Origin of the sequence: Rhizobium sp. rho-13.1 (genome assembly GCF_007000305.1) — a bacterium.
In the GTDB taxonomy this organism is placed as follows: Bacteria; Pseudomonadota; Alphaproteobacteria; order Rhizobiales; family Rhizobiaceae; genus Rhizobium; species Rhizobium rhododendri.
The window spans coordinates 24,822-36,143 of the sequence record NZ_SCFL01000023.1; the positions used below are offsets into that span (position 1 = coordinate 24,822).

Annotated in this window: 11 protein-coding genes; 8 read left to right on the plus strand and 3 right to left on the minus strand. The window is 58.9% G+C overall.

The window, feature by feature from the left end:
* Window positions 1-921: 921 nt before the first annotated feature.
* From EQW76_RS26165 to EQW76_RS26180, 4 genes are all read left to right on the plus strand, one after another.
* Window positions 922-2,274 (plus strand): LLM class flavin-dependent oxidoreductase, encoded by a 1,353-nt coding sequence (locus tag EQW76_RS26165; protein ID WP_143123385.1) that lies wholly within the window; start codon window positions 922-924, stop codon window positions 2,272-2,274.
* Window positions 2,275-2,459: 185 nt separating this feature from the next.
* The gene (locus EQW76_RS26170; RefSeq protein ID WP_111218645.1) at window positions 2,460-2,831 is read left to right on the plus strand and encodes a response regulator; all 372 of its coding nucleotides are present in this window, start codon (window positions 2,460-2,462) and stop codon (window positions 2,829-2,831) included.
* 56 nt (window positions 2,832-2,887) lie between these two features.
* Window positions 2,888-3,208, plus strand: coding sequence for a hypothetical protein (locus EQW76_RS26175; RefSeq protein WP_143123386.1), 321 nt, complete (start codon window positions 2,888-2,890; stop codon window positions 3,206-3,208).
* 246 nt (window positions 3,209-3,454) lie between these two features.
* The gene (locus EQW76_RS26180; protein ID WP_143123387.1) at window positions 3,455-4,201 is read left to right on the plus strand and encodes a porin family protein; all 747 of its coding nucleotides are present in this window, start codon (window positions 3,455-3,457) and stop codon (window positions 4,199-4,201) included.
* 101 nt (window positions 4,202-4,302) lie between these two features.
* Here EQW76_RS26180 and EQW76_RS26185 read toward each other — a convergent pair whose 3' ends face one another.
* Both EQW76_RS26185 and EQW76_RS26190 read right to left on the minus strand, forming a co-directional pair.
* Window positions 4,303-5,004 carry an ROK family protein gene (locus EQW76_RS26185; RefSeq protein ID WP_143123388.1) on the minus strand — a complete coding sequence of 234 codons (702 nt, stop codon included), beginning with the start codon at window positions 5,002-5,004 and terminating at the stop codon, window positions 4,303-4,305.
* Between the two features lie 103 nt (window positions 5,005-5,107).
* Window positions 5,108-5,674, minus strand: coding sequence for a DUF4337 family protein (locus EQW76_RS26190; protein WP_143123389.1), 567 nt, complete (start codon window positions 5,672-5,674; stop codon window positions 5,108-5,110).
* 253 nt (window positions 5,675-5,927) lie between these two features.
* Here EQW76_RS26190 and EQW76_RS26195 point away from each other — a divergent pair, with 253 nt between their 5' ends.
* The 4 genes from EQW76_RS26195 to repB all read left to right on the plus strand — a co-directional run bounded on the left by EQW76_RS26195 (window position 5,928) and on the right by repB (window position 11,089).
* Window positions 5,928-6,146, plus strand: coding sequence for a hypothetical protein (locus tag EQW76_RS26195; RefSeq protein WP_142832177.1), 219 nt, complete (start codon window positions 5,928-5,930; stop codon window positions 6,144-6,146).
* Window positions 6,147-6,442: 296 nt separating this feature from the next.
* Entirely contained in the window at window positions 6,443-8,653 is a 2,211-nt protein-coding gene (locus EQW76_RS26200; protein WP_143123390.1) for an EAL domain-containing protein, read from the plus strand.
* Between the two features lie 256 nt (window positions 8,654-8,909).
* On the plus strand, window positions 8,910-10,073 hold the full coding sequence (repA, locus tag EQW76_RS26205) for a plasmid partitioning protein RepA (protein WP_143123395.1): 1,164 nt from the start codon (window positions 8,910-8,912) through the stop codon (window positions 10,071-10,073).
* Window positions 10,070-11,089: a plasmid partitioning protein RepB gene (repB, locus tag EQW76_RS26210; RefSeq protein ID WP_143123391.1), complete on the plus strand. Its 1,020-nt coding sequence runs from the start codon at window positions 10,070-10,072 to the stop codon at window positions 11,087-11,089. Before repA ends, repB begins: the two co-directional genes overlap by 4 nt.
* On the opposite strand, the gene EQW76_RS29485 is transcribed toward repB, so the two are convergent.
* Window positions 11,086-11,322 (minus strand): hypothetical protein (locus EQW76_RS29485; RefSeq protein WP_203452803.1); only part of this gene is annotated, 237 nt, incomplete at its 5' end. The genes repB and EQW76_RS29485 overlap by 4 nt on opposite strands.

Below are 11,322 nucleotides of genomic sequence, written 5' to 3' on the forward strand. Positions count from 1 at the left end.
AGCTGCCGGAGTTATGCCACACAGGCACGCCGAGCTTAGGGGCCCAAAGGGATCCACTTTCTGCGGACCCTTGAAGGAGTGCCTGCGTAGACGGCAACCCCTTCAAGATCCGTCCCCACCTCGCCGGCAACGCAGACCGGTGTATCCGATGGCGGAACGGGGTGAGTATAGATCGGGACGAAAGCACGGGGATGAAAATATGATGCCGGCATTCTTTCCAAACGAAAATCCCAACGGTTTATCCCCATGAGGTGCTGCGAGCAGGGGCGATGGAGGGAAGCGAGAGAGGAGTGTGTGTCGGTGAGAAAGATCAACCGCAAAGAACCACCGCCGCCTACCCTCATTCCTGTGCCCGTCATAGGAATCCAGCCGCCCAAGTCCCTAGGCGATAAGCACTTTCTCCACCAACGGGGATCCAGTCACGGCGCAGACGCGCCGTGACTGGATCCCCGTGACGAGCACAGGATTAGGGTCTGGGGAGCATCCCAGGCAAGGTTGGATCTTAGAATACGTGGCAGCAGTGATCCTTCTTTCACAGAGTTGGACACCGCGATAAATTCGAGTTTCCAATGCCTTGCTTGATCTGCCTCCTGACTTCCCCCATTCCTGTGACGAGGGAAAGTGGGGGGCACCCCAGGCGAGGTCGGACCTTCAAGGGTTCGGCAATTATGGATATATGTTTAGATGGGTTCGGGCGCTTGGATACGCATCATATTCCAGCGCGTTGCCCGATTTGCGTCCCGCTCCCTCGTTCCTGACCCGTCACACTCGCCCCTCCCCTGCTCTCTCATCCTGCCAGGGGAAAGTACGGGAAAGTGCGGGCGGGGTGCGGTTGGCGGCTTGTTCAATGGTGCGGGCAGCAATAGCATCGGGGTCCCTGCGGTCTGCAGGCCAGGCTTTACCATGCAAGGAACAGAACCGATGGCGCGTCACGATAAGCTGAAGCTCGGGACATTTGTCTATACGTTTGGATTTCATCCCGCGGCATGGTTGCATCCCGACAGTGATGTCAACGGTGCGAACGAGTTTAGTCATTTTCTCAACATCGCGAGGCTCTCGGAAGAGGCGAAGTTCGATTTTATGTTCCTCGCCGACTCCGCGGCCTCGGCCGTCGGCGATGCCGATGCGCTGGCGCGCCAGCCGACCAAGATGAACCGCTTCGAGCCGACATCGCTGCTTTCGGCGTTGGCTGTCACCACCACCCATCTCGGCCTGGTGGGAACGGTTTCCACCAGCTATTACGAGCCCTACAACGTTGCCCGCATCTTCGCCTCCATCGACCAGTTGTCGAAAGGTCGCGCCTGCTGGAACGTCGTTACGTCCGACCACAACGAAACGGGTTATAATTTCAACCGCGAGGGCCTCGATCCGCATGCGGTGCGCTACGAGCGCGGGACGGAGTTTGTCGATGTCGTGTTCGGCCTATGGGACAGTTTCGAGCGGGATGCGCTGTTGCGCGACCGGGAAAGCGGCATCTACTACGATAAGGACAAGCTGCATACGCTCGACCACAAGGGCAAGCATTTTCAGGTCCGGGGGCCGCTCAACATTGCCGGCTCGCCGCAGGGTCGTCCGGTCATCGCACAGGCCGGCGGTTCCGAGGCCGGCATGGATCTTGCTGCCCGCACCGCCGAGGTGGTGTTCGGCCTTGCCTCCAATATCGACCGTAGCCGCGCCTTCTACAAGAACGTTAAGGGACGCATGGCCGCCTATGGACGCAGCGAGGACGACCTGAAGATCATGCCGGGGGTGGTGCTGAATGTCGGCGCGACCATGGCCGAGGCGCAGGCCAAGGTCGATTTTATGATCGACAAGCTGCATCCCGATGTCGGCCGGCTGATGCTGTCCGAATTTCTCGAGGCCGATCTCACCGGCGTGCCGCTCGACCAGCCCTTCCCCATGGACCTGCTGCCGACAACGCCGCGCGGCTCCAAGGCGCTGTTCGACGAGCTGGTGGATTTCGTCAACAAGGGCCACACCGTCGGCGAACTTGTCCGGCACTATGCCGAGAAACATACCGGCAACGGTATCACGGGCACGCCAACCCAGATTGCCGACTTCATGGAGGAATGGTTCGAGACACGTGCCGCCGATGGCTTCATCCTGATGTTCCCGACGTTGCCGTCCAGCCTCACCGACTTCACCGAACTGGTGCTGCCGGAATTGCGCCGGCGCGGCCTGTTCCGGGAGGAATATGAGGGCCCGACGCTGCGCGAAAATCTCGGCCTGTCGATGCCGGTCAACCGCTACACGGCGGCCCGCAACAAGGGTTGAACGAGGGGCGCCGCAGCCCAATTGCCTGGGCTTTGGCGCCGGCACCCGAACGCCGGATGATGCCCGCCGCTCCATCGTCCGCTTTCGGACCGTCCCAGACGGCTGCACATAAACAAGACGTTATCAACTCTTGAAGTGTCTCTGAGGATGCCTACTTCGGCAGCGATCGTTAGGGTGGAGTAGACATGAAAGTTTTAGTGGTTGAGGACGAACCGATCATCGCGTTCGACCTCGAAAATCTCGTCCTCGATAATGGATTCGAGATTGCTGGGCTGGCGCGCACGCAGGTCGAGGCGCTGGCTCTGGCTCCCAAAGCCGACATTGCCCTTGTCGACATACAGCTCGCGGATGGTCCGACAGGCCCCAAAATCGCTCGCGAACTGATCGATCGATACGGGATCGAAGTGATTTTCATGACGGGGAATCCGGAGATGGTCGCTGATTTCTCCGACGCCGTCTGCGTCGTGCCGAAACCGCAGAGCCTTGGGAAGATAGAGGCGGCATTGTTGAAGTCCTTGTCCATCATACAGGGAAAGCGGCGCGCGCGCGCATCCTAGGCGGAACTGCTTCAATCCATCTGCCGCAGATCTCATGACAGGCTTGAAACGCATCTATGACTACGCAGCACACACGTGCCGACATATTGGCGAACACTCTCGAGAAATTCCGCGGGGCCGGCGTTCCCATCGACGCCGATCCCATCCTGCGCGGCTGGCTGGAAGCCTGGGTCGATGGCGGTTTGAAAATGTCCGACATCGCGCAGCGCTACCAGGACCTGCTGAAGCAAAGACTGAGTGTCAATGCAAAGGTTGCGGGTGGCGATGAAGCCGAGGATCCGCTCAGCCTCGAAGACAACCACCGACTCATGGACCGGCACGAATTGCTGGAAGAAGTGGCAAAGCTGCTGTCCGAAAAGCCCGAAGATGGCCGCTAATAACCAGCTTGTACTCTCGCAAAACGCATCAGCGCTTGCCGGAGTTGCATGCTGAAGTAGCGTTACGTTGCTGTGGTTGAGGCCGGTGCAGGCATTGTGGCAAGTTCGCAACGGTATGTCATTAGCTTTAGGCAGAAACCCTAAAAATATGAATAGAAGCAATGCAAACCGCTAACATGCGCCTATATGCAATATTCATTGAAGACGTCTGAACCGAACACCTTAAAAAATGTCCAAGGAAATCAAATGAAGAAGCTCCTCCTCGCGGCCCTGGTCTCAACCTCGCTGGTTTCCGTCGCAGCCGCTGCTGACATGACGCCACCGATGCAGCCACCAGCTGCCGTTGACAACGGCATGGGTTTTTACATCGGCTCGCTGAGCTCGGTCTCCTTCCTGAAGCACACGGACTTCGACATCCTGGGTGTCAACATCAACACGAAGTACGACACCGGCTTCTACAGCGCGCTCCGCGGCGGCTATAACTTTGGCTCGATGGGCTTCGTCGCTCCGCGCGTCGAACTTGAAGTCGGCTACGGCACGGCCTCGGTCGACCAGCACCGCGTCACCGGCATCGGCAGCTTCAGCTCGATCAATTCCTACGGCGATGCAAACACCATCCAGGGCTTCGTCAACGGCTACCTCGACATTCCGCTGGCACCGGCTGGCGACACCGGCATGCTGTCGGTCTTCACGCCTTACGTCGGCGGCGGCGTCGGTGCGATGAACCTCAAGCTGCGCAAGCAGGGCGTTGGCGGCGTTGGCACGCTCATGGACGACAGCAACACGGCATTCGCCTACCACCTCGACGCCGGCGTCGGCATCAACCTGCAGCCGATTTTCTCCGGTTCGTCGCTGTTCGAAAAGACAACGCTCGACATCGGCTATCGCTACACCGCAGCCGACAACTTCGACTTCACGGCACGCGACGGCACGTCGTCCAGCACTGATTTCCGCAGCAACGCTGTGACCTTTGGTCTCCGCAAGCAGTTCTAAGATCCGATTTCGGACATCAAAGGCTTCTTCAAAGGGCCCCGGCAAATTTGCCGGGGCCGTTTTCGTTTCGCCTGATATTGTGTTTTCGGATCGTTTGCGGTTCAGACGATCAAGGTGGAATCGCGCCAAAGACGGAAGCCGCCTTCGAAAGCGAGGGTGTTGTCGCCACGACGGCAGGATTTTGGAAGCTCGTCCAGCTTGTCGACATTGCCGCCGCCGATAACGATGTAGTCCGGCAGCAAGGCTGCTTTCATCCGATCGACCACATCGAAGACGTGTCCGCGCCACTTCTTCTTGCCACGTTTTTTCAACCCGGCCTCGCCGAGGTAGTCTTCAAAGGTCTTGCCTTTCTTGTGCGACAGATGGGCGAGCTCCATCGGTTGCGCGACATTCTCGATGACCATGGCAGAGCCCAACCCGGTACCGAGTCCGAGGAAAAGCATGCGGCCGCCATCGTAGCTGCCGATAGCCTGCATCAGCGCATCGTTGACGATCTTGACCGGCTTGCCGAAGCTGTGGGCGAAGTCGAAGCCGACCCAGCCGTCACCGAGGTTGACAGGTTCCTCGATGGCGAAATTCCGGCGAACAGGACCGGGAAAGCCGATCGAGATCACATCGAATTCCCAATCGCTGACAAGCGTCTCGACAGCGCTGACCATGGCGGTCGCCGTCAGGGACGCTCCCGATTCAATTTTCCGCTCCGGCGTGCCAGCGCTCGTCATCACCTTGACATGCGACCCGCCGACATCGACCGACAGCACGACCTGCGGCTTGTCTGCGCTGCGGCTCTTAGTTTTCGTCATCGTTGTTTCCTGTATCTGCAGCTTCCCAAATGTTGTCCGGGACTATCGCTATATCTCGGTGAGGCATCGGGCAAAAGCAATATGCCGTGACCATCGTCGGGGATTACGGCAGGTAGGCGATAGCGGTGATCGCCGTTCCCACCACGCCAAGCGCCAGCGAGGCATACCATGGCCAGCGCTGGCCGCCGGTGATGATGGCAATCGTGGCGATGGCGATGGCAATGTGGAGAAAGGTGGTGGCGACCGTCAGAAAATGATGACGGCCCTCATGGCGTGTAGCTTCGACGTTCGATTGCTCCGACCGGGCTTCGAATTCCTTCGCGGTCTTGGCGGCTTCCTGGCTTTCGGTCTCGTTGCGTCTTGCCTGTACCTGCCAATCGGGCGCGAGCGCCCCGCCCTGGGCGGCGGCGATGTCGTACATGTTCTTCTTGAGGCTCTTCGCCTCGAAGAAATTCCAGTTGTCGGTTGCCTTGTTCTGAAAGAGCACCGCCTCGGAGCGTGCCGCTGTCGCAGCCCCGCTCTCGATGGTTTCGAGACTGCCGGCGCTGGCAGCGAGGACGGCGAGAATGGCAATGCTGACGGCAACCCTCGACAGGAAGGAGTTGCCGCTATGGGCAGCGTGCTGTGCATGCTCGGTATGCTCGAAGGCTTCCGTGGCGTCGTTTTCCATCAATGTTTCCAATTGTTGACTGCATGGTTCCGGGCCGCAGTCAAAGTCGTTCACCAAGGCAATTTTGTGTTGGCAGCATGTTTAAACTGAAGCACGCGCTGCAACGCATACTTTGTTAATGATCACCGCCGCTGGAATCTGAAGTTACTGTAATATAACGGTGAATTAACGTCGATTCCGACAATCGCGCAAGCTGGATTGACTCCGGTTGCATCTTCTCTAAACTTGGCTGCAAAAGATAAGGGGCAAAAAGATGACGCGGTTCGAAGAAACGAGGAGAATAAGGTGCCGGGACGATGCCGGGCGCCACATTGTCATTATCGAGCAGAAGAAATGGCCGCGTTTTGCCTTTGCCAACCAACCGATAGAGCCGGTGTTCGACTATATGACCGAGGACGGTCAGGTGGCAAACAAGCTCGAGGGCGAGGATTTCCTCTTGCTCTTAACCGATGAAGTTTTTCACGCTGCCTGAGGCTTGCAGTAGCTGTCACGCCTCCACAATCCTATAGTTCGAAGCGCTGAATTGCGCTTCCGCGCCATCACTGGCGCACCGTCGGCTGTTGTGCCGGCACGTTTCCCCGCCTCGCTGCCGTGTCATTGTCGCCCGATGTGATCGAATGCCGCTTGGCCGCCTTCGAGGGAGTTCTCCACGACAGTCTCAGGCATGGAAAAACATTACTATCGGTAAAATTGTAGCTGCGTTTTGTCAGCTAATTAAGGGTCTAGTGTTATAAGCGATCCCTGACGTGAATGGCCGTGAGCATCCAGATGAATTACCCCCTCGCCGACAACGAAGATGAGCGCATCAGGGCGTTGGATTCATTCGGGCAGATGAATACGTCCCCGGATTCCGATTTCGACCAGATCGTGCAGATGGCCTCGCGGATATTCGACGTTCCGGTCGCACTGATCTCGCTGGTGCACCGCGACCGGCAATTCTTCAAAGCGCGGGTTGGCCTCGATGTGTGCGAGACCGGACGAAACGTGTCGTTCTGCACTTACGCTATCATGGCAGCAGACGTCTTCGTCGTTCCCGACGCAAGTCTGGACCCACGGTTCAGTGACAATGCACTGGTCACCGGTTATCCCTGTATCCGGTTCTATGCCGGCGCGCCGCTGCTGACCAAGGAGGGCCACGGTATCGGTAGCCTTTGCCTGATCGACAACAAGCCGAGGCTCGATTTCTCCGAACGGGACAGGCGGGTGCTTCAGGATCTGGCTTCCATGGTGCTCGATCGGATGGAGTTCCGCCGTCTGGAGTGTTCCGACCGGGAAAGCCGCAGCCGCTTCCGCAATATTGCCTCGACCTCGCCGGACGGCATTATCTGCGCTGATAGCAACAATCGCATTACGTCGTGGAACGGCGCAGCTGAGGCCATGTTCGGCTACTCCGTCGAGGAAGCGCTCGGGCGGTCCCTCGACATCATCGTGCCGAAGGCTATGCATGCAAGACACGGTGCCGGATTGGCGCGCGTGGCGGCTGGCGGCCCTGCCCGCATCATCGGCACGTCGGTGAACCTCACCGCCTGCAGGCGCGACGGCTCCGAGTTTCCGATTGAACTCTCCCTCTCCCAGTGGTCCGAGAGCGGCGAGCGCTTCTTCGGCGCGATCATCCGCGACATCACGCTGCGGGCCGAGGCAGAACGCCAGATGAAGCTCGCTGCAGAATTCGATCATCTCACCGGCCTTTCCAACCGCCCAAGCCTCAACCGTCAGATGAACCGTGCCTGTTCGGTCGGCGCCCACGCAACCGTGGTGCTGATCGATCTCGACGGCTTTAAGGACGTCAACGATATGCTTGGACATTCGGCCGGAGACTTCGTGCTGCAGGTCATTGCCGAAAGACTGCGGAAGGCGACTGCCGACGACCAGATGGTGGCGCGTCTCGGCGGTGATGAGTTTGTGATCTTTCTCACTGGCACGGCCGATCCTCTCAAGGCTGCCAATCTCGGCCTGTCGCTGATCGCCCTCATCGAGGAACCGATCGAATTCGAGGACCAGCCGATCCACATCGGTGCCAGCATCGGGATCGCCGTGACGATTGCCGGCGATTGCAACTACGAAGAACTTCTCGGCAACGCCGATCTAGCGCTCTACCAGGCAAAAGGCGACGGACGTCATCTGGTCCGGGTGTTTACGCCCGAACTTCGCCAGAGCGCTTCGCGCAAGGGCGCGATCAGCTCGTCGTTGCGCCAGGCATGGCAGCGCCGGGAATTCGAACTTTACTATCAGCCCCAGGTCAACCTTGCCGACGGGCGCCTGACCGGCGCCGAAGCGCTGATAAGATGGAACCACCCGACGCTCGGAGTGGTGTCGCCGTCTGCCTTCCTGCCGGTGCTGGAGGTCGGCCTTCTTGCGGTGCCCGTCGGCGAATGGATCCTGCGCTCCGCCTGCCGGCAGGCGGCCCGCTGGCGGCGTGCCGGGATTGCGGATTTTCGCATCGGCGTGAACCTTTTTGCAGCCCAGTTCCGGACCCGGGATTTTGCCGAGGTTGTCGAGGCAATACTCGAAGAGTTCGATCTGCCGCCGGCAGCGCTCGAGCTGGAGATAACAGAGAACATCATTCTTCAGAACGAGCAAAGGATCATGCAGCCCCTGCGCCGCCTTCGTGCCCTCGGCGTCGGGATTGCCTTCGACGACTTCGGGACCGGCTTTGCATCGCTCAGCCTGCTGAAGGACTATCCTGTCAGCCGGCTGAAGATCGACCGCTCCTTCGTCAGCGGTGTCGATCGCAGCGAGAAGGATGGTGCCATAATCGAGGCCGTCGTCAAACTGGCCGACGGCTTCAGCCTGGAGGTGATTGCCGAGGGCATCGAGACGGAGGAACAGGAAATGCTGATGCGGCACTACAACTGCGACGAGGGGCAGGGCTATCTCTACGGCAGGCCGATGACTGTCGACGCCTTCGAGCAGCGCTATCTCGCCAATGGGGGCCGCAGTGACGCCGCTGCCGTTGTGGCCCGCATGGGCGATTCATAGAGACTGTCGTAACAATGCGCTGACCTTGTGCATGTCGTTTCAAGATATGGCGCCGATAAGTTGCCAGGTGGCAACTTCGTTAAGAGCAGAGCAACACCCTTTCCGGCGCTAACTGCTCATTAACCCTTATTTTCTTGCCAAGCATTGCGACTCGGAGCATCCTCACCTACGGATAATCCTCTTACCTTGGAGAAAATGCGTAGTTATGACGAAGGCCCGTAGTCAGCTTGGGGATACCCTGATGCCGAGGCGTCCAATGACGGAAGTCATTGCGGCCGATGGCGCTGCTTTGTCGCAGGAGCTGCTGGCGATGCGTCAGGCGCTTTTCCCGCCGGTATCGCAGAAAACCTTGCGGTCATTTTCGTCCGTCGAGTCGGCAAAGCTTATCGGCATTACCGACGCCTATCTTCGCCAGCTTTCGCTGAATGGCAAGGGCCCGCAGCCGACAATAACCGCCGGCGGTCGTCGCTCCTATACGCTCGATCAGATCAACGAGATTCGCGTTGTGCTGGATGAGAACTCCAAGGGCAAGCACTACGTGCCTCGTCGTCGCGAGGGCGAGCATTGCCAGGTCATGGCAGTGGTCAATTTCAAGGGCGGCAGCGGCAAGACAACGACTGCGGCGCACCTTGGGCAATATCTCGCCCTGCAGGGATACCGTGTCCTTGCTGTCGACCTCGATCCGCAAGCGTCTCTGACTGCCTTGCATGGCTATCAGCCGGAATACGATATCGGCCCTAACGAGACGATGTACGGCGCCGTCCGCTACGATGGCGATCGGCGCCCGCTCACCGACATCATCCGCCGCAGCTATATACCGGGTCTCGATCTGGTGCCGGGTAACTTGGAGCTGATGGAGTTCGAACACGATACACCGCGCGCTCTTGCCGAGCGATCTGCAGAACCGTTTTTCGGGCGCGTTGCATCGGCTCTGGGGACAGTCGCGGACAACTACGACGTCATGGTCCTCGACTGCCCACCCCAACTCGGTTTCTTGACGCTCGGAGCCTTGTGTGCGTCGACCGGCCTGCTGATCACGGCCCATCCGCAGATGCTCGATGTGATGTCCATGTGCCAGTTCCTGCTGATGGCATCCGATCTTCTCGGTGTCGTGCAAGAGTCCGGCGGGGATCTCGACTATGATTTCATCCGCTATGTGGTGACGCGCTATGAGCCCTCCGATGCGCCGCAGGCGCAGATGGTCGGATTCATGCGGTCGCTGTTCCGTGAACGCGTGCTTACGAATGTCATGTTGAAGTCGACGGCGGTGTCGGATGCCGGTCTCTCCAAGCAGACGCTCTACGAGGTAGGCCGGGAGAACTTTTCCAAGAACACTTATGACCGCGCCATCGAATCTCTGGATGCAGTCAACGGTGAAATCGAGAGCCTGATCAGGCAGGCCTGGCGGAGGGCAACATGAGCAGAAAAGACACTCTCAAGGCCATGCTTTCGCGCCGTGAACAGGAGTTGCCAACTGGCAACTCCACAGCTGGTGACCCTGCCCCGCAGGTCGAACTGCCAGCGGAAAAGAAGCTTCATCACATCCGTTCCGGTGCCGTTGGTGCGATGGGTCGCTCCCTCGGCAATATCGCCAGCGCTGCCGATCAGGCGAGAGCGCTGATCGCAGCTGGCGCTGCTGTTGTCGAAATACCGACGGATAAAATAGAAGCCTCCTTCATTTCGGATCGCCTCGCTGACGATGGTGTCGATCTGGCCCGTCTCACCGATGCAATTCGTGAATCCGGCCAGAAAAGTCCCATCCTCGTTCGCCCTCACCCTGACAAGCCGGACAGCTACCAGATCGCCTTCGGTCATCGCCGCGTACGCGTCATGGCGGCCCTCAAGCGGCCGGTGAAGGCCGTGGTGCAGAACCTCAGCGATGAAGAGCTGGTGGTTATCCAGGGGCAGGAAAATTCGGCACGTGCCGACCTCAGCTATATCGAGCGCGGACTGTTTGCTCTTGCGCTGGAAGAACGCGGCTTCGACCGTCGCGTCATCATGTCGTCGCTCGGCATGGAGAAGACGCAGCTGTCGAGGCTGATGAGCGTCGCCCATTCGGTGCCGCGGTCGCTTATCGAAGCGATAGGCTCGGCACCGAGGGCCGGCCGTCCGCGATGGGTGGCACTTGCAGAACGTCTCGCCGATGCAAAACAGGGTTCCGCGCTTCAAAGCCTGCTCGATAGCCGGGCATTCAAGGATGCCGACAGCGACAGCCGTTTCGGTCAGGTGATGGAATGTCTGGCTGTCCAGAAGACGCGCAAGAAGCCCGAAGCTGTGAAAAGCAGTGCCGGTGTCCAGCTGGCGACGCTCGAGCGCGGAGGTTCAAAGATCAATATGGTGTTCGACGAAAAGACGGCACCGGCTTTTGCCGATTACGTCGCCGCACGACTAGCGCAGCTGCATCAATCCTATCTCGCGGAGCGACAGGCAGATTAAGCCCCAGCATCGCGAACCCGTATTAACGAAGCAAAAGAGGACTGTACCGCAAAAGAAAAAAGCCCCCGAACGTTGCCGTCACGGAAGCTTTCTCTAAGTCTCGCAGCTTGCGAATCGCATTTTCCGGAAACACCATCAAGAATCTTGGCTCCGTTTGGCGTGCAGATTTCTATTGCCTTATTGAAGGTGACGAGAAAATGCAGACAGGAAGTGTGACGACGCCCTTTGGTCGG